This window comes from Microcoleus sp. PH2017_08_TRC_O_A (genome assembly GCF_020738665.1).
Lineage (GTDB): Bacteria > Cyanobacteriota > Cyanobacteriia > Cyanobacteriales > Microcoleaceae > Microcoleus.
In genome coordinates this window covers 82,757-101,099 of the sequence record NZ_JAEQCE010000022.1, presented here as the reverse complement: position 1 = coordinate 101,099, position 18,343 = coordinate 82,757, and the positions used below count along the sequence as shown (strand labels likewise).

24 protein-coding genes are annotated in these 18,343 nt (G+C 44.7%); 10 read left to right on the top strand and 14 right to left on the bottom strand.

Going from position 1 to position 18,343, the window contains the following annotated elements; all coding sequences use genetic code 11:
- Positions 1-347 precede the first annotated feature (347 nt).
- Together JGK22_RS09935 and JGK22_RS09930 are read right to left on the bottom strand one after the other, a co-directional pair.
- The gene (locus tag JGK22_RS09935) at positions 348-1,739 is read right to left on the bottom strand and encodes a malic enzyme-like NAD(P)-binding protein (protein ID WP_293175307.1); all 1,392 of its coding nucleotides are present in this window, start codon (positions 1,737-1,739) and stop codon (positions 348-350) included.
- Between the two features lie 1,102 nt (positions 1,740-2,841).
- Positions 2,842-3,237 (bottom strand): hypothetical protein, encoded by a 396-nt coding sequence (locus JGK22_RS09930; protein WP_293204452.1) that lies wholly within the window; start codon positions 3,235-3,237, stop codon positions 2,842-2,844.
- 347 nt (positions 3,238-3,584) lie between these two features.
- Here JGK22_RS09930 and argS point away from each other — a divergent pair, with 347 nt between their 5' ends.
- Positions 3,585-5,342, top strand: a complete 1,758-nt coding sequence (gene argS, locus JGK22_RS09925; protein ID WP_293216845.1) for an arginine--tRNA ligase — start codon at positions 3,585-3,587, stop codon at positions 5,340-5,342.
- 22 nt (positions 5,343-5,364) lie between these two features.
- Here argS and JGK22_RS09920 read toward each other — a convergent pair whose 3' ends face one another.
- From JGK22_RS09920 to JGK22_RS09885, 8 genes are all read right to left on the bottom strand, one after another.
- Positions 5,365-5,763, bottom strand: coding sequence for a type II toxin-antitoxin system RelE/ParE family toxin (locus JGK22_RS09920; protein ID WP_293175313.1), 399 nt, complete (start codon positions 5,761-5,763; stop codon positions 5,365-5,367).
- Positions 5,753-6,250, bottom strand: a complete 498-nt coding sequence (locus JGK22_RS09915; protein ID WP_293312776.1) for a hypothetical protein — start codon at positions 6,248-6,250, stop codon at positions 5,753-5,755. The genes JGK22_RS09920 and JGK22_RS09915 overlap by 11 nt, the downstream gene beginning before the upstream one ends.
- A gap of 61 nt (positions 6,251-6,311) precedes the next feature.
- Positions 6,312-7,154, bottom strand: a complete 843-nt coding sequence (locus tag JGK22_RS09910; RefSeq protein WP_293312774.1) for a YheC/YheD family protein — start codon at positions 7,152-7,154, stop codon at positions 6,312-6,314.
- A gap of 107 nt (positions 7,155-7,261) precedes the next feature.
- Complete coding sequence (locus tag JGK22_RS09905; RefSeq protein WP_293175319.1) at positions 7,262-7,441, bottom strand: hypothetical protein; 180 nt, start codon at positions 7,439-7,441, stop codon at positions 7,262-7,264.
- Between the two features lie 72 nt (positions 7,442-7,513).
- Entirely contained in the window at positions 7,514-7,945 is a 432-nt protein-coding gene (locus tag JGK22_RS09900; protein WP_293175321.1) for a DUF4279 domain-containing protein, read from the bottom strand.
- A gap of 22 nt (positions 7,946-7,967) precedes the next feature.
- The gene (locus JGK22_RS09895; RefSeq protein ID WP_293175323.1) at positions 7,968-8,207 is read right to left on the bottom strand and encodes a polymorphic toxin type 33 domain-containing protein; all 240 of its coding nucleotides are present in this window, start codon (positions 8,205-8,207) and stop codon (positions 7,968-7,970) included.
- A gap of 59 nt (positions 8,208-8,266) precedes the next feature.
- Positions 8,267-8,956, bottom strand: coding sequence for an ImmA/IrrE family metallo-endopeptidase (locus JGK22_RS09890; RefSeq protein ID WP_293204447.1), 690 nt, complete (start codon positions 8,954-8,956; stop codon positions 8,267-8,269).
- A 15-nt stretch (positions 8,957-8,971) separates the two neighbouring features.
- The gene (locus JGK22_RS09885) at positions 8,972-9,295 is read right to left on the bottom strand and encodes a helix-turn-helix transcriptional regulator (RefSeq protein WP_190739559.1); all 324 of its coding nucleotides are present in this window, start codon (positions 9,293-9,295) and stop codon (positions 8,972-8,974) included.
- Between the two features lie 38 nt (positions 9,296-9,333).
- Between JGK22_RS09885 and JGK22_RS09880 the strand changes: the two genes are divergently transcribed.
- The 9 genes from JGK22_RS09880 to JGK22_RS09840 all read left to right on the top strand — a co-directional run bounded on the left by JGK22_RS09880 (position 9,334) and on the right by JGK22_RS09840 (position 15,165).
- Entirely contained in the window at positions 9,334-9,597 is a 264-nt protein-coding gene (locus JGK22_RS09880) for a hypothetical protein (RefSeq protein WP_293175327.1), read from the top strand.
- A complete protein-coding gene (locus tag JGK22_RS09875; RefSeq protein WP_293312772.1) occupies positions 9,551-9,817 on the top strand; it encodes a hypothetical protein in 267 nt (88 codons plus the stop codon). The genes JGK22_RS09880 and JGK22_RS09875 overlap by 47 nt, the downstream gene beginning before the upstream one ends.
- A gap of 167 nt (positions 9,818-9,984) precedes the next feature.
- The gene (locus JGK22_RS09870; RefSeq protein WP_293175332.1) at positions 9,985-10,686 is read left to right on the top strand and encodes a hypothetical protein; all 702 of its coding nucleotides are present in this window, start codon (positions 9,985-9,987) and stop codon (positions 10,684-10,686) included.
- A gap of 61 nt (positions 10,687-10,747) precedes the next feature.
- Positions 10,748-11,116 (top strand): hypothetical protein, encoded by a 369-nt coding sequence (locus tag JGK22_RS09865; RefSeq protein ID WP_293175334.1) that lies wholly within the window; start codon positions 10,748-10,750, stop codon positions 11,114-11,116.
- Between the two features lie 57 nt (positions 11,117-11,173).
- Entirely contained in the window at positions 11,174-12,151 is a 978-nt protein-coding gene (locus JGK22_RS09860; protein ID WP_293312770.1) for a hypothetical protein, read from the top strand.
- Between the two features lie 133 nt (positions 12,152-12,284).
- Positions 12,285-13,376, top strand: a complete 1,092-nt coding sequence (locus JGK22_RS09855; protein WP_293189456.1) for a hypothetical protein — start codon at positions 12,285-12,287, stop codon at positions 13,374-13,376.
- Between the two features lie 146 nt (positions 13,377-13,522).
- A complete protein-coding gene (locus JGK22_RS09850) occupies positions 13,523-14,245 on the top strand; it encodes a DUF433 domain-containing protein (protein ID WP_293175340.1) in 723 nt (240 codons plus the stop codon).
- Entirely contained in the window at positions 14,242-14,649 is a 408-nt protein-coding gene (locus JGK22_RS09845) for a hypothetical protein (RefSeq protein ID WP_293175342.1), read from the top strand. Before JGK22_RS09850 ends, JGK22_RS09845 begins: the two co-directional genes overlap by 4 nt.
- A gap of 234 nt (positions 14,650-14,883) precedes the next feature.
- Positions 14,884-15,165 (top strand): YiaA/YiaB family inner membrane protein, encoded by a 282-nt coding sequence (locus JGK22_RS09840; RefSeq protein WP_293149023.1) that lies wholly within the window; start codon positions 14,884-14,886, stop codon positions 15,163-15,165.
- 166 nt (positions 15,166-15,331) lie between these two features.
- Here JGK22_RS09840 and JGK22_RS09835 read toward each other — a convergent pair whose 3' ends face one another.
- The 4 genes from JGK22_RS09835 to JGK22_RS09820 all read right to left on the bottom strand — a co-directional run bounded on the left by JGK22_RS09835 (position 15,332) and on the right by JGK22_RS09820 (position 18,103).
- A complete protein-coding gene (locus JGK22_RS09835) occupies positions 15,332-15,799 on the bottom strand; it encodes a ferredoxin (protein WP_293312768.1) in 468 nt (155 codons plus the stop codon).
- A gap of 494 nt (positions 15,800-16,293) precedes the next feature.
- Positions 16,294-16,680, bottom strand: a complete 387-nt coding sequence (locus tag JGK22_RS09830) for a DUF1257 domain-containing protein (protein WP_293175346.1) — start codon at positions 16,678-16,680, stop codon at positions 16,294-16,296.
- A 40-nt stretch (positions 16,681-16,720) separates the two neighbouring features.
- A complete protein-coding gene (locus tag JGK22_RS09825; protein ID WP_194071124.1) occupies positions 16,721-16,930 on the bottom strand; it encodes a DUF2997 domain-containing protein in 210 nt (69 codons plus the stop codon).
- A gap of 300 nt (positions 16,931-17,230) precedes the next feature.
- Complete coding sequence (locus JGK22_RS09820) at positions 17,231-18,103, bottom strand: ABC transporter permease (RefSeq protein WP_293216830.1); 873 nt, start codon at positions 18,101-18,103, stop codon at positions 17,231-17,233.
- Between the last annotated feature and the right edge of the window lie 240 nt (positions 18,104-18,343).

The window sequence follows — 18,343 nt, the reverse complement described above, 5'->3', positions numbered from 1 at the left end:
TTCGAGGTTCGAGGGAAGTTCGGCAACTAGCAGTGTACGGAATTTAATGCCGATCCGCTGAGGGAGGAGAGAGGGACAAAGAGAGGATGGGGAAGAAAAAAGGAGTAAGAATGAACGGGAAGGAGGAAACGGAGAATGAGAATAAACCAGAAAAATCCCAAAACAAGAAGTACAAAACTGCGACAAAGACCATGAATTTATACATGGTATCTTCCCCCTTCCTTCTTCCCTCTTCCCTCTTTTCTCCCTCAACTGTCAACTATTCTCGACTGTCAACTGCTTTCCTGCTTTCGGAGTCAACTGTCAACTGTCAACTGTCAACTGTCAACTGTCAACTGTTCCTTCTGTTAATCGCGGGCGATACCTTCGGATCGGGCGGCCAACTGCACTGCACCGGCGACAGCAATGGCAACTCGCTCGTCAAAAACTGAGGGTATAATGTGTTCTTTGTCAAGCTGCGAAGGACTGACTAAAGAGGCGATCGCGTAAGCTGCACCTAGATACATACTGGTCGTAATCGTGCGAGCTTTGCAGTCCAAAGCACCTCGAAATATCCCCGGAAACGCCAAAACATTGTTAATTTGATTCGGGTAATCGCTGCGTCCGGTAGCAATAATCGCCGCATCCTCCATAATTAATTCTGGCTGAATTTCGGGAATGGGATTTGCCATGGCAAAAACGATCGGATTCTCGGCCATCGATCGCACCATCGATCGCGTGAGCACGCCAGGGGCGCTGACACCTAAAAATACATCCGCACCGGCGATCGCATCTTCCAAAGTACCGCTCGAAGCTACAGCAAATTCCAGTTTTTCTGGGTTCATATCCGTGCGATCTTTGGAAAGGACGCCTTTGGAGTCGCACATGATGATGTTTTCGGCACCTGCTTTCCGCAGCAAACGGGCGATCGCGACTCCGGCCGCACCGGCGCCGTTAATTACGATACACACTTCTGCCATTGTTTTTTTGACGAGTTTCAAGGCATTAATTAATGCTGCCAAACTAACAATCGCAGTTCCGTGTTGATCGTCGTGAAAAATCGGAATATTTAAGGTTTCCCGCAATCTTGCTTCAATTTCAAAGCAGCGAGGTGAAGAAATATCTTCGAGGTTAACACCACCAAAAACCGGGGCGATATTCTGCACTGTGCGAATAATTTCGTCAGTATCTTGGGTATTCAAACAGATAGGAAAGGCGTCAATTCCGGCAAATTCTTTAAATAGCATGGCTTTGCCTTCCATGACTGGCAGGGCGGCTTCGGGCCCCAAGTTTCCCAGTCCCAAAACTGCGCTACCGTCGGTAACAATGGCAACAGTATTTTGTTTGATAGTCAGGTTGTAAACTTGTTGGGGGTCATTGGCGATCGCAGTACAGATGCGAGCGACTCCTGGAGTGTAGGCCATTGCCAAATCTGACTGGCGTTTGAGGGAAATTTTGCTTTCTACGCTGATTTTACCGCCGCGGTGCAGGTTGAAAGTGCGATCGTACACGTCGATCACTTTGATATCCGCTAGCGCTTTCACTGCTTGGACTATTTCTTCGCTGTGCTCGGTGCTGTAAGCATCGACGGTGATATCGCGAACTGTAGTGGCGCGGGTTTGCTCGATCAAGTCGATTTGGCCGAAGTTGCCGCCCACAGAGCCGATCGCACTGGTGACGCTTGCTAGCATTCCCGGCTGGTTCGGCAGAGCAACGCGAATCGTTAAACTAAAGCTAGGGTTCGGTGTCAGTTTTACCATGATGGCTTGATTGGAGATTTGAGAATTGCAATCTTAGATTTTATCGCCAATGCTAGGCATAAAATTTAATAATTCAATTTTTCAACTTAAATTTTTAACAAATTCTATGAGCCTGGGATGCGATCGCACTATATATCCCCTTCAACAGTTGACAGTTGACAGTTGACAGTTGACAGTTTGAGATCGACCTCTACCTAGAAGTCCGAGTATTGAAGCAGTAAATAATTTTGTTTTATTTCCCCCTGCTTAATGAGGAGGCTTTAAACCCATTCTTCTTGGTAAACTGCGTCAGTTTCTCTGTGTTTAAATTGGCGAAGCATGACCGCATATAAATTATTAGTTATCATCCCATATTTTCTGCGGTCATGCTTCGCCCCTACGGATGTATTCGCCAAACCCAGATGCACCCGACTGATGCACCCTACTAACTACTAACTATCTATTTTTTCCAATATTTCTGCTCGCTGCAAACTTAATGAATGTCAAGCAAAACTCTCTTTTGCAACGAGCAGTAAATGCACCTAATTCAACCTAAAATATCTCTTGTTAAAAAGCTTGCTGTGTATATCTTCTGCCCTCGAACCTCTTCCTTCTTTTGACGCGATCGCGTAGCCGAAGCAAGCCTTCTTCTCTCTTCCTTGACTTTTAAATCCGTTACATTCCGTACATTGCAAGTTCGGATGAACTTCCTTCTTCCTGATGACTGATGACTGATGACTAAGACGGCGGGCCTGCACCATCCACCGCCCCTACCAACTAACTAACAGCTAACAACTGTTTGCTATCTTTTGAAGCGAGACACCGAGGAAAGTTAGTGCGGCTTTTTGGCGGCTTTGATTGGGGAGCTAAAAAGTAGATGCACGGCTGCTTGAGCCGGCAGGTAAAAATCAGATCGACTGATAAGCGGGCATGAAGGTATGTTAATTGTGCCTGCTTGTTGAACAATCTTTGATAGCGAGTGCAACCTTGCTTTCGATCGAATTACCTGCACGCTTTGCCCTGATGATTCCAGGGATTGTTACTAAGTAGGCAATGTCTCCCGCGCCGGTACTGGCACAGGTTCGGCGCAACACAGCAAGTTGCTGGTTGCTAAGTGTCAATTTTACCGATCGCTCGTAGCATCGGCACATATAATTGTAAAGAATTTGCAAGCGAGACAATCGGGGGGAACTTTTTCTAAGTTTTGCAGATCTACTTGTTCCTCGGCCTCGCTGCCGGGGGGAACGATGCACAGGGCAACTTGTCCGACTCCAGCCATGAGTTCGGCAACTCGCTCTAAAATGTTGTCCATTTTGCCAATTAGTTGCTCGGCAGCCTCCAGACTCGGCGCGATAATGAAAAAGGTTTTGACTCCCTCGGGACAAGGGGCGAAACCGAGGGTACACTCTCGTAATAGTGCTTGAGTCGAAAGACTCAGAGGGTCATCGAAGCGATCGATTACAGCTTGATAAAAGGCTTGGGTCAGAGAACGATCGCCAAAAACAGGTTGAGATAACATAACTACTTCCTTGGGTAGAATTTTCGGGAGCATTAAAAAAATATTAACATACGTTAATGTAACTGATTTAAATAAATTATCTAGCGATCGCGATCGTTGACTAGATGTGATCTTTTTTGCTTTGTGTAGCGATCGCAACTGTGATAAAATGTACTATGTGTTAATGCGGTCAGTGATTTCGACTGCACCAGCAGCTCAAACCTAAGCACACAAAATTTTATTGGGAATCGGGAAAGAGGGGGAGAGGGAAAGAGGGGGAGAGGGAAATTGCCTGAGTTGTAAGATTATTATTGACACAAAGTGCTTAATCTAGAGTTTAAAATAAGTATCCAATCAAAATATAAAAGATGAACTCGATCGCCCAACAGTTAAAAACAAGATTTGAAAAAGCCTTCACCTCCGCATTCGGCGAGAGTTATGCCGATACGGATCTGATGCTAGCGCCTGCGAATAATCCCAAGTTTGGGGATTTTCAGTGCAACGCGGCGATGAGTTTGGGCAAAAAGTTAGGCAAGCCACCGCGGGCGATCGCCTCTACGATCGTCGAAAATCTAGATATTGCCGACATCTGCGAAACTCCAGAAATCGCCGGCCCGGGTTTTATCAATTTGAAGCTGAAACCGGCTTATTTGGAAGCGCAGATAAGCGCGATCGCCGCCGACACCCGTTTGGGGATTTCACCGACTCAAACGCCTCAGAGAATCGCGATCGACTTTTCGAGCCCGAATATCGCCAAAGAAATGCACGTCGGACATTTGCGATCGACAATCATCGGAGATGCGATCGCCCGCACCCTCGAATTTCAAGGCCACGACGTAATCAGAATCAACCACATCGGCGACTGGGGCACCCAATTCGGGATGCTAATCGCCTACCTGCGCGAAGTACACCCCGAAGCATTAACAACTGCTGACGCCCTAGATTTAGGCGATTTAGTTGCATTTTACCGCCAAGCAAAACAGCGCTTCGACGCAGACGAAATCTTCAAAGAAACCGCGAGACAAGAAGTCGTAAAACTGCAAGCCGGCGCCGAAGACACCAGACGCGCCTGGAAATTGCTATGCGATCAATCCCGCCGCGAATTCCAAGTAATCTACGATTTGCTCGACATCAAATTAACCGAACGCGGCGAATCATTTTACAATCCATTATTGCCCGGAGTAGTCGAAGATTTAACCAATCTCGGTTTGCTAGTAGAAAGTGACGGCGCCAAATGCGTATTTGTAGACGGATTCACCAACAAAGAAGGCGAACCATTACCGCTAATCGTCCAAAAAACCGACGGCGGCTACAACTACGCCACAACAGACTTAGCTGCCATCCGCTACCGCATCGAAAACGACAAAGCAAAGCGCATAATTTACGTCACAGATTCCGGACAATCCAACCATTTCGCCCAAGTATTTGCAGTCGCCAGAAAAGCCAATTGGATTCCCGAAGATGTTGAGATTGTGCACATTCCCTTCGGTTTGGTATTAGGAGAAGACGGCAAAAGATTGAAAACTCGTTCTGGGGAGGCAGTGCGGTTGCAAGATTTGCTCGATGAGGCGATCGTCCGCACGCGCCAAGATTTAGAAGAGAGATTAGTCACAGAAGAAAGACAGGAGACAGAAGAGTTTATAGCCAACGTATCTCACATAGTTGGTTTGAGCGCCGTTAAGTACGCCGATTTAAGTCAAAACCGGGCGAGCAACTATGTATTTAGTTACGACAAAATGCTCGCATTGCAAGGAAACACCGCACCTTATATGCTGTATGCTTACGTGCGCGTGCAGGGAATTCGTCGCAAAGGTGAGATTAATTTTGACAACTTAGATGCTAGTGCAAAAGTAATTTTGGAGTCGGATGCGGAGTTAGTTTTAGCCAAGCATTTATTGCAGTTGAATGAAGTTGTAAATGCTGTTGGCGGCGATTTGTTGCCGAATCGAATCTGTCAGTATTTGTTTGAATTAAGTCAAAAGTTCAATCAATTCTTTGAGCAATGTCCGGTGTTGAAAGCGGAGGAACCGTTACGGACTTCGCGGTTAATTTTGTGCGATTTGACGGCACGGACTTTGAAGTTAGGATTAGGATTGTTAGGGATTCAAGTGTTGGAGAGGATGTAATCTAAGGTTTGTAGTGAGGACTTTAGTCCTTATCTTGTATTTCTTCTGTCGTTTCTCCTGCGTCTTCAATCAACTCGTTAAATTCGCTGATAATTGCTAAAACTCGATCGGCGGCAATATCTGATTGTTCTGATTTTGAATAAATGGCAATCAAGATAACGATCGTCATTGTTTGAAGGTAGTAAATGAATCTATATCCACCGCTTTTTCCTTTTTGAACATCGCTGTTTTTAACACGCACCTTAAATATTTCGTAACCAATCCCAGGTATCGGAACTCCCAGCAACTCTCCAGCTTGCAGTTTTTCAATAATTGGCTGAACATCCGATCGGATATGGCGGTACTTTTTAGAAAGAGCGCGTAAGTCGCGTTGGAATTCTCGCGTGGGTATAATCTGCCTTAAAGGAGGATTATTCTGCATCAATTCCATCCCACAGTTCAGAAAGCGGTATAGTCTGCCCTGTCATTGCTTCGTACCATCCTTGGCGAAAACACTCTTCTGCTGACTTCAGCGGTTCCTTAGCAAGAGCAATTTCTTGTTTTGCGCGTTTGGCAGCCGCCACAAGTTGCGGTTGCGTTTTGTGGAAAGATTCTTCCCATTGAAGCTCATCTTTTAATTGTGCGATATACTCTTTCAAGTATTCTGCTACTTGCTGCTGTAAATTTTCTGGCAGAGACTCCATCATCTCGATCGCTGCATCAATACCTTCCCATAGTTCCGATACAGGTCTAGTTTTTCCTGTCTTTATTTCCAGCCATGCTTGCCGAAAGCTTTCTTCTGGAGATGGGAGTGCTTCTTCGTCTTCGTTAGCAAGAACGATGATGCGAACTCTGCGTCCAGCAAATTTTTCGGATAGGGCTACAATCTCTTCCCACGTACCCTCTACTTCTAATACTTGTCCTGTCATTATGTTTTCTTGTGTAATTGTTGGATTTAGTTAATTGTAGCGCATCTCTAAAATCGAACATTTACGGCTTTTGATTAATAGTCAAGCTCTCCAACATATCTTTAAACATCTTTACAGCAATCCGGCGATGATTATCTCTCACAAAAATCTCGAAATTAGGACTAGAATTAATTTCAATTAACCAATATTCCCCATTTGTATCTAGCGCAATATCAAACCCACCATAATTAATCCGAATCTCTTCAAAAACAGGGCGAACAAAATTTTCAATTTCCGAAATAATCTCTGAGTCGGTAATATGCTTAGCTTTTGCACCCTCCCAGTGCAGCGGGCTTAAATTCCCCGCAAATTTAGCGTCTGATTTATCTTTTTCATACAGCAAAACCAGCTTGTGATTGAAAAAAACCGCCCGATATTCGTGTCGGATATCAATGTACTCTTGAGCTAGACAAACATAGTCATAATCTTTGCTATTGACATTAAATACAAGTTCAATCGCTGCTTGAACTTGCTCTTTCGTTTCACAAAGCAATACATTGTTTCCCGCCGAACCGCGATTTCTTTTCACAATCACGGGTAGCGAAAATGTTTTGCCAACTTCGGCTGCAATTTCTGCACAATCTTTAAACTCTAAATATTTGTGATACTTCTCCTCGCAAAAAGGCGAGAGAAATCCTAGGGTGTGAGGAGTTTGAATCTTGCCTTTTAGCAAGTGATAGGTATATTCTTTGTCTTTAAATATGTGTACGATTTGCTCGTTGTTAAACGGCATACTGAAATTGACAAAATAATAGTCTTGACCGTTCAGTTTGATTCTAACTAAGTTTTGGTTTGGTGCGAGGATTTCATAACTGATATTTAACTCTTGACAAGCTTCGAGAATCAGACTGATATTTGTCTGCATAATTTGCACAGTATATTTGTTTATGAGTTGCGCGCGCTGACTTTACTAAACCGGGTTTCTTCGTCTATTTCTCGTCACTCAACGTAAAAATCGTAGAAACCCGGTTTCTAGCCACCATGCTTCAACAGTTGACAGTTGACAGTTGACAGTTGACAGTTGACAGTTTGAGAGCGACCTCTACCTAGAAGGAAGAGGATTGGAGTAATGAATAGTCTAATTTTAATTTCTCCCCGCTCCGGCTTGGGGCTTTCAACCAATTCTTTCTGGTAAGCCCTGATTTTTTTCATTCATACTGTACCACAGTAGGAAGCAAGGAACCCAGAAGGGCGATCGCTCTTAACACAACAACACTATACCCCTCATGCTGCTACTGCTTCATCCGAGGCAGTCTCCTCTGGCAAAACATAAAAATCTACATCAATTGCCGCATTCAATTGATGTACCTTTTCAACGATACTTTTATCAAAATGAATCGCTGGCACACTGCCACTTCTGTAATAAATGACGCAAGCAATCTCCGCAGCATAAAACTTGCATAACTCTCGCAAAGGACTCCACCCAGGCTGAAGCTGTTCTAAAACCGAATTAATGTGTTCTTCTAAGTCGGCAGATTTTTCAATTTTAGAATACACACTCCAACCATTTTCTTTATGCCGTCTAGTACCCCTGGCACTAATTAAGTCCCCTTTCCTCCAACTTTCAGTTGGATTGATGCTTACCTTTGCAGTCACTTCGTCGGGATCGAATTCCATTCCAGTCAACATAAAGTAAGCGTAAATTTCTGACTCCATTTGCCCGCTCCTCTTTGATTAATTAAAAATCATTAATATTCAAATCAGTGAATTCACCTGTTCCAATACCACCTTTAGGTTTAACATAAATATTTCCTTCTGTGTCTTTGTAGAGGTCTCTTTTTGAAGCATTGCGTTTACCTTTGAGTAGATGAATATTTTCACCCCCTTTTTGAAGCCTCTCAATCTCATCAATAGTTAGCAGCTTGTCTTGTCTCCAGTTTCGCTCTTCTTCAGTATTCTCTAAATCTGTTTCCGTCATTCCTCACACCCTCAAAAGATGATAGAGATTTGAAATAAACTCTCAAATCCCATCGTACTTTATCCGAACAACCGCTGCTGACCGTTTGCTGCCTCTTTCCCGGCATAAATTTCGCGGGTTCCCTTGGGAATGTAAATCCAGCCAAACTCTTGCAAGCGGTTTGTCAAATTGGAAATGCTCACTCCCAATTCATCTCTCATTTTGTATAAATGCGACCACTTTGTTAAATCCCGTCCCTGTCTTTTATCTTCCAAAATACATCGGGGCATTAACAAGCAGCTTGCGAAATATTGCGCTTGCCATTCGATCGACAAAACCTTATTATCCGCACCCGCGCCCCGACACACAAACGGTTCCTCGACATCCTGGGCGGTTTTTTCTGTATCGCCCAAGTTGAGTTCCAACTGTTTCACAGTCCCGTCTGCTTCGTCTTGATTGACGTGCAGCACCCAGTGGCCGATTTCGTGGGCGATCGTCGATTCGATGAACCCCGGCGGTTTTTCGAGAATCAATTCGTTGATTTCGATTAACCGCTGCTGGGGTAAAATCCTAGCGGCGATCGCACCTTCCTCATCGGGTTCAATGCAGTCCCAGACTACGCCCAAATCCAGGAAATCAGCCACCGTTGTCGCTTCAAAAGGCCATTTCGGAGCAAAATTTTGCGTTTTCTGCATCTGCATCAGGATGTCATTTGCCAAACGCTCGATCGATTCTTTGGGATAGAAGCAATACGGTTTAAAAATACTCACTGTGATAGGCCTCTGTTACGCTTCAAAAGATTGTTTGAGCCAATCTGGATTTTCTTGCATCCGCCGGAAAAGAGCCTGCATTTCCTTCGGATTCTGCTTCAGCAGCGCTTCGTACTGCTGAGGCAGTCTCCCCGCCAGAAAAATCAATTCCTCTTCGTTGATATCGAGATTCCGCGCTAATGCTCGGATTACCTCCTCTTTTGGCGCATAATCGGCGCGATCGTTCTCCAGCTTCGACAAATAAGTAAAATCCACACTTAACATACCCGCTAGCTCACGTTGTGAGTAAGCTTTGTCCTTGCGAGCTTGACGGATCAGTCTTCCAAATGTTTGTTCCACGGTTTTTCGCCTCCTGACAGGCATTCTAGCCTGTTTTGATGAAAAGTTCAACAAAATACTTGACGGGAAAATCAACACAGGCTACCATAGGTTTAGTTGACGGTTTAATCAACCAACTTAACCGCACAGGTATGGTTGAGGGTGCAAAATATCCCAGACAAAACACTAGATATAGCACCATTAACTTTAGAGGAGCGATCGGCGCTGGGCGTCAAAACGCTTGTACGCAGCAAATTAAGGAGGAACAGATAGCAAATGCTGAGAACCTGGACAGACACGCATTACAAGCTCGAAGACGATGACTGGCTATACATCGCCACCCACGAAGAACAAAGCTCGGCCTCACTGGTTTGTCCGGGCTACGCACGGGATGGCGAAGGTTTCAGCATCCACTTCACCCCAGCGCACTTAGAAACGTTAGAGCATTTGCTCACCGCGCTGCGAATTATGCAAGCTCAACAAGAGGCGATGCTTGAGTATACATATCCAGAACCAAAAGCGACAACACATCTCATTCGGTAATCGGAAGGGGAGAGGGGGAGAGTGGGAGAGGGGGAGAGGGGGAGAGTGGGAGAATTAGCCAATTACCAATTACCAATTACCAATTACCAATTACCAATTCCCAATTCCCCATTACCAATTACCCATTACCAATTACCAGCAAATAAATAACCAAGGAAAAACGAACAATGACTACTACAAAAGAAAGACCTACATTTTCAGTATTTGGAGCCAAACCGAGCAATGCTTTGCTAGTACCAGAAATCCCGATCGCAGTTCGCAACAACTGCCAAAGCGGCCAATGGGCGATCGGCGACACAGACTACGGTTCCAAGTGTTCGATCACCATCCTCAAATTTGCCAAATTCTTCGGTTCCCTCGGTCAAACTTCCCACACACTTTGGGGTCAACTTTGGTTCGTCGCAGAAACAGGCGAACTGCCCCAAGGAGTTGTGATGGTGACCTACATCAAAAACCGCAGCTTGAACGATTTTAACCGTTTAGTCGCATCAGTTCAATCGCGCGGCGTAGAGCCAGCAACCGGAATTTTTATCCCCGAATTTGTCAAACATTCCGGTCAAAAACCCGACGACAGCGGAGTAGTAAAACCGATTAATTACTACAGTTTAAAATGGTCGTGGATGGAGCGAAAAGACTGGGGAGTTATCGATCAAGCAGCAGCAGTTTTATCCGATCTGAGCAATCAATCGCGGATGATTGACTTGGAAGGAACCAGGGCTATGATTTGTTTAGATAACCTACCAGCAGCACAAGTTGCATCCTTGATGGCCGCTCACGCCAACGGTGAAAGCGATGCTATTGCTTTGAATTCCAACGGTAATATGTCGCTGCCATCAGCGGAAGACAGAGCAACTGCTGACTTGTTCTAATTTTGTGGAAAAGGCGCGATTTAATCGCGCCTTTTCCGTAACTGTGACAGCGAAAAGTAAAATGAAGAAATTAACGAAAATTAAAACCAAACCAAACCTGCAAGAAAGCCGTTTGCGAGAAAATTGCGAGCTACTCGACCAAATTCGGGCAGATACAATTAACGACATCGAAAGTCTCACCGAAGACTTCCAGCACATGAGTGTAGTTGCCGAATCTATCCGGCGAAATTACCAAGCTTTGCTCTCAGAAAATCAACTGCTTAAAGACACACTTGTAAGTATAGTTGACGATTGCGAGTGCTGGCAAGCCAATCGGTGCGCTCGCTGTAAAAAAATTCTCAAATCTCTTGAGAGCAATCATCCAAACTTCCCACCAAATGCAGCCAAAAAATATCGATCTATTCTCAGCCAACTCCGGAACTTAGGATAGTTCAACACGTCTTAGTAACAAGGTCTCGAAAAGTTTGAATCAGGAGCAACAAGCATTATGACACTAGCAAATGTTAAAGATAGCAAAGCCAAAATTTTGCAAAATTTTCAGCAGATTTTAGCTGAAAAGAAAAAAATTGAATCTAAAGTCGAAACGAAAGAACAATCAGCCGAAAAAGCTAAAAACAAACAACTCCTCGAAGTCGCCTCTACCTACACAATTGACAGCATTGTCAAAGGCTTGGCCGACTTACAATTAGATTTCGGTAGCATCACCAGCGGACTTTCCGAAAAACTGAAGGCGGAATCTTCAAAATTAGATGAGTTAAAAAAGGCGATCGACATTGAAGCTCAACAATTACAGGAGTTGCAGCAAATTCGAGTTGTAGCAGATGCCCTCCACATTTTAACTCAAGAGCATCAAGAAAAATTGACTGTACTCGAACAAAATGCTGCGAACCAACGTGAAATTATCGAAAAAGACACGACCCAAAAACGCAAGACTTGGGGGAAAAAACAGCAAGAATTTGACACCGCAGTTTCCGAAAAAACTGCATTCACAACTAAACAGCGCCAGCAGGAAGCGGCAGATTATCAATACGAATTGCAGCGCGATCGCAAAATTGAAACCGACGAATACGAAGAAACGAAGCGCAAACTAGAACGGGAATTGCAAGAGTCTACCCGCGAAAAAGATAAAAACTGGGCAGAAAGAGAAAAAGTCCTCAGCGACAATCAAGCGGAGTTTGAAAAGAATCAGACCAAAGCTGCGGGATTTGAAGAAGAACTCAAACAGGCTTACATCAAAGCTAAAGAAGAAGCAATTCAAGAAGTTTCCCGCGAAGCTAAAGTCAAGGCAGATTTAGCGGATAAAGAATGGGAAGGAAGCAAGCAGGGATATGAGTTGAAAGTACAATCTTTACAGCAGACAATGCAGCGCCAAACTGAACAAATCGCCGAAATTTCTGCACAACTGCAAGCTACGATGAAGCAAGCACAAGATTTGGCAATGAAAGCTTTTGCGAGCAAAGCTTAAAATCCGGTTGGTAGTGAGGCTTTTAGTCCTTTCCCCGGTTCGCAGTGAGGACTTTATTCATTATTTTCTCAACACTTGAGGACTGAAGTCCTTACTACGAAACAAATTCCCAAATATTAACAAATGAAAAGCCATGAACAAAAAACTTACGGACAAAAGCACTAAGGCTGAAATCTTAGAAGCGTACAAGGAAGCCGCGCAAGAAAAAGCTGCGTTAGAATTGCAAATTAAACAGCTAAATGCTTCTCCAAAACAACCATCAGCAGCAGCAGCAGCACCAGAAAAACCTATTGTGGAGGCACAAAAACCAATGGCTTTAAGTCAATCTCAACAAAAAATGCAGTCCACAATTGATAATTTAATCTTGCTACAATTTGGCTTTGGTGGCGCTGTCAGCGAGTTGTCGGAAAAATTAACTTCGGAAGCTGCTAAACTGGAAGAATTGCGGCGCACTGTGGGGGAGGAAGTTCAACAACTGCAAGAGTTGCACAGTTTAGAAGATGTTGCGGAAGATACGCTGGATAATTTAATTCAACAGTACGAACAAAGTGCGAAAACTTTTACTAACGAACTCACCGAACAGCGCGATACTGTTGAACAGGAATTGCTGGAACAGCGTCTAGCTTGGGAAAAAGAGCAGGAGTTGCAAAAGTTGGCTGTTACAGAACGCAATGAGAATCAGCAAAAAAATTGCGATCGGGATGAAGAGTTGTATGATTACGATCTGAATCTTCAGCGAGATTTGGATATCGAAGGATACGAACAGCGTCAGAAAAGACTGTATCAAGAAATTGAAGAGTTTCGTCAGGAACAGGAGAAACAGTGGGCGGAACGGGAAAAATCTATTTCGGAACGGGAAAAATTGTCTGCTGAAGTTAAGGCTAAGGTGGAAGCTTTCCCGAAGGAACTGGAAGCTAATATCAAGAATGGGAAAGATAATGGTCGCAATATTGGCAATTATCAAGCTAAGGTTAAGGCTGATTTGTCTGCTAAGGATATCGAGGGACAAAAGCAAAATTATGAATTGCAAATTCAAGGAATGTTGCAGACAATTCAAAATCAGGAATCGCGGATTGCGAGTTTGTCGAAACAGCTTGATTCTGCTTTGAAACAGGTTCAAGATTTGGCGGTGAAGGCGATTGAGGGTTCGTCGAATTTGAGTTCTTTCCAAGCTGTGAGGGAAATTGCGATCGAACAAGCCAAGACTCAGCAGAAAAATAAGTAATCCGCAGCGCTGTCAGCAGCTAAATAGGTTGCTTTAGATACCCGGTTTCTTGAAGAAGTCGGGTATCTGGGTATGGTCGGGAGAGATTTTTGCGATCGCCCGCGAACTGTGCAAAAATATAAGTATTTAGAATTAGGACAACTGCTATGGCTGATACTAACAACTTTGAACTGCGGGATATTCCGATATATTCTATCCCTCAAGCAGCACAATATCTCAGGCTGCGGAGAGATATGTTGCGACATTGGGTTGTTGGCTGGTACTCGCAAACAAAAACGGACAAGCACTTCTTTGAGCCGTTGATTGAGTTACCTCAACACAATAATCTTGAACTGCTGCCCCAGTCCAAAACTAGACTACTTTCTTTCACCAATTTGGTAGAGGCTCATGTGTTGATTGCTATTGTTAAGGCTACAGGCTTCTCCCGCCAGGAACTTAGTACGGCTCTCAAATGCGTCAACCGTAATTTTTCTAATCCTCACTTATACGCTCGAATTGAGTTTCAAGTCGAGGGAATTGCTCTTTTGTTTGAGAAATGCGGACAGAAGCTTGCAACATCGGACAGGAAGCAGGAAGCGAGGCAGATTCTAGACACTTATTTCGATCGCATTGTACGAGATGAAGCTGGATTACCTATCAAACTCTTCCCTTTCACGAAGCTACCAGGTTCCGACGAACCTAAAACAGTGATGATTGACCCCACAATCTCCTTTGGCCGCCCTGTTTTAGCTGGAACTGGCATTCCTACAGCTATGCTGGCAGAACGTTACAAGGCGGGTGATTCCATAGACGAACTTGCCGAGGACTACAATTGCTCGCGCCTCCAAATAGAGGAAGGTATTCGCTGCGAACTTCCGCTAGTAGCATGAATGAGATATTTTTTATTGACAGATGTTTAGGAAAAAAACTGGCAGATTCATTACGAAATGCGGGGGCGACAGTAGAAATTCATGACGATCATTTTAAGCAAGATGTCAAGGATGAGGATTGGCTGAGGATAGTTGGAGAAAGCAATTGGGTTGTACTTACAAAGGACAAGAAAATTGCTAGTCGTCCTTTGGAGTTATTGGCTGTGGCTCAAGGTAATGTACGGCTGTTTGCATTTGTGGGTGGCGATGTTTCTGGAGTTGTAGTGGCACAAGCTTTTGTAAATGCCTTGGAAAATATGCAACGATTTATTCGTGGGAATCAATCACCTTTCATCGCTAAGGTGTACCAGTCGGGTTTGGTAAAGCCCTGCAAGAACCGAAAAGAACTTTTGAGAATGCTCTAAAACCAGTGAGTAAATCATCCCAAATCAATCTCCCTTAGTGCAGTTTCCTAACTGTCTACTCCCACCAAGTCTTTAGAGAGCCTTAAACCCTATCTACAGCGATCGCATTTTTACTAAAAATATCGATCGCCCTGTGCACTTATCCAAACTGTCCCTATCTCTCCCGATCGCTTCATTTATACTCTCTATTCTTAAAGTTAATGAACCAAAAGATATATTTTAGATAGAGGCATTATGCAGCAACAAATTGTACGTCAAAGAGATACTAATGCTTGGATTTTACAGTGCTGGGTTTCCTTTATTCTAGCTATTTCCACTACGGCTATAGGTGTCATTTATCTGCCCGTAGATATCTGGGTAAAAAGTTTCGTGGGTATGGGTTTAACTTTTTCGGTTGGTTCGTCTTTTACTTTAGCAAAAACGATTCGGGATAACAATGAGGCAACTAGATTGACTGCGAGAATTGATGAGGCTAGAGTTGAGAAAATTCTCGCGGATCACCATCCTTTGAAATAAGTTACTCGGCGGTTGACTCGGCGGTTGAAACCGCTGCTATACAAACGAAGTCCGCCTCCGCGGACTAAGAGTCGGAGAAAGTTATATTTTGTATAAAAAATGCCCGCGCAGGCGGGCTTTGTTTTTGTCGCTACAGGTTTCAAGCTGTGGATTTTGATGGTGGGTTTCAATGGTTGTGTTTGGAGTTACGATCGCCCTTAGCCTTCTGGCGCTGGCGAACACCCGCCTGAACTGTAGCCATATCCACGGGAAAACCAACTACGGGAATCACCTGATCCTTACGCTCTTCTTCGAGGTTCTTGAGTTCGGTGTAGTCAACCCAGTGAATGCAATTTACCGGACAAGTGTCGATCGCCTCAGCAATCAACTCTTCGGAATCTCCGTCTTGTCGGACTACGCGCGATCGCCCGTAATCCGGCTCAATGTAGAAAGTATTGCGAGCAACATGGGCGCAGTGCTTGCAGCCGATGCAGGTAATCTCATCAACATAAACGCCTTTTTGGCGCAAGACGCCGCCCAACTCCGGTTCTAAACCAGTGCGATCGGGCGCATCCCGCAAAAATCCGCCCAACTCAGGCTCTAAACCAGTGCGATCGCCTGCTGTATCTATTCCGAGTCCAGAAAGCTCAGACATTTAGATCCCTCACAATATTGACACTCCCCGACCTAAAGGTACGGGGATTCTTAAGACATTTCTGTCAAAATATCCCGCGCAAGCGTGGGTTCCCAGGCTGACTACGTTTGCACTCTCAAGTGCGTAGTCATATCTCCTCAAAAATGTTTTGGGCGTAGACTTTCCCCCAGTCCGGGGGTAGGTTTTTAAATCTTGTCTGATTTGTTTATCCTACCATATTCATTTTTAAACAGTTGACAGTTGACAGTTGACAGTTGACAGTTGACAGCGAAGTGATAAGAACGGAGATTTAAACTCCGTTCTTATCACAATCTGCCTAAAGGCAGGGGCTTCAAACCCCCGCTATTCGGTGAAGATGGATTTTTTCTTTTACTTAAAAATGGCAAAAAGCCGTGCTACAAGGACAGGGTTTTCAACCCAATTTTCTGATAATAAATAAGTCCGCACGGGCGGACTTGAGATGAGACTTGAATTGTAAAAATCTCAAACAACCCTTAAGCGCACCAGCGCTGAACCACCAAGCGGATCGAACCGTCTTGATTTTGCTTTTGCTCAGAAACTTGGAAACCCTGCTTAGCGCTTTCATTCACCACAGTATGGTAAGCGTAGCGCTGAGTCACCTTATTCAGAAAACGATCGACAGACCAAGCTTGCTGCCAAAATTGCAAATCCGCCACCAATTCATACTCAGTCCCGTTCCAGCTAAAACCTAAGTCATAGCCGTTTTTTTGCTCAATCACCACCTCAGCAGTGCTGGTGAGGCCGCGATAGCCGCGCACCTCAGTGGGGCCAGACTTCCAGTCGATACCCAAGTCAGTTAAAGCAGCTTCCAAAGAATTCAAATTGCGGATCTGGGTTTTAATTTGGCTAAAGTGTGACATGGTGGTTCCAAAAAAATTTAAGTGAACTGAACAAAAAAGATTACCAATCGCTAAAAGCCACTTGGGCCGTCGCTTCGGCTGACTGATGCAGCACTTGCGCGAAATATTCAGATGTTGACTCTTGATGAAGCACCACACCGAGCTGGGCTTCAATTGCTGCCGTTACCTCAGCGCAGGAAGCACCGACAATGCCGGTGACTGTTTCCTGTACGCGGCCATCTGGATAAATGACAAATTCTAGTGTTTCCATAATCCGGGCTGACTGAATAGGAACAATAATGACACCGACACCAGCAAGCCGGGGACGATGCCTCCTGAGGTCGCTTCTTAAGAGTTGGCGGACTCACAAACCGCTATATCAATTTTGACTAATTGATAGGTTTTGAGTCACAACTTAACAGAAGTTATTAATAGGTAGAAGCAATACATCAGTTGTATGTAAAGTTTCGCGTACATTGTGACACCAGTCAAGTTGATTTTAGATTTTAGATTTTAGATTTTAGATTTTGAAGCCAAAAGTATAAATTCTCCCACTGTCCGACTCTCCCCTTTAATTCCCCCTGGGGTCTAAAACGTCTCGCAGCCCGTCGCCTAAAAGGTTGAAACCCAGAACTGTCAAGGTAATCAACAAACCGGGAAACAAAATCGTCCAAGGAGACGAAAGAGCGTATCCGCCTTTGAAAGCATCGGAAAGCATCGTCCCCAACTCTGGGGCTGGCGGCTGCGCGCCCAAACCGAGAAAACCCAAACCAGCAGCTTCTAGCGTCGCTGTACCTGTGGAAAGAGTTGCTTGTACAACAAGCGGGGCGAGACTTCCCGGCAAAATGTGGCGAAAAATAATCCGCAAGTCGCTGGCGCCTAAGGCCTTGACAGCTAACACAAATTCTTGTTCTCGCAGGGATAGCACCATGCTGCGTGTGAGGCGGATGTAAATCGGAATTTGGACGACGCTGACGGCGATAATTACGCTTTGCAAGCTGGGCCCGGTGACGGTAACAATGGCGATCGCCAGTAAGATCGAAGGGAAAGCTAGCAAAATATCCGCCAAAATCCCGATCGCCACTTCAGCCCATCCGCGAAAATATCCGGCGAAGAGCCCCAACAGAGAGCCCACAAATAATCCCGCACCCACAGAAACCAGGCTGACAATCAAAGATATCCCCAATCCGTGCCATACCCGCACCAGCAAATCTCGCCCCAAACTGTCGGTTCCGAACCAATGTTTGACGCTAGGAGCCACTAATCGGGATAAATAATCGCGATCGACCGCAGCATTATAAGGGTAAATTAGGGGGGCTAACACTGCCACAACAATCAGCGCTACAGTCAAAATTAAGCCGATTTTCCCAGAGGTCGATCGCCCAAATCGCTGCCAAGCAGGCTGTGAAAATATTAAATTTTTATGCAATTTTCGATTGTCCATTGAGTGCTGTCACCAAAAAACTGAGGACTTTGCACAAATTATTAAAATAAATTAACGATCGCGATCGGCAACGACGGAGCAGCCATCGCAGAAATCTTAACAGGACTTCCGCCTAGGAGTGAGGAAAAAACCCGGTTTCTCGCAGAATATTCGGTTTGGTAACGAGGTATCTAGGAAGAAACCGGGTTTTTAGCCATTTGGTGCGTCCAAGAGTGAAAAACCAGAACGATCGCAGTTTTT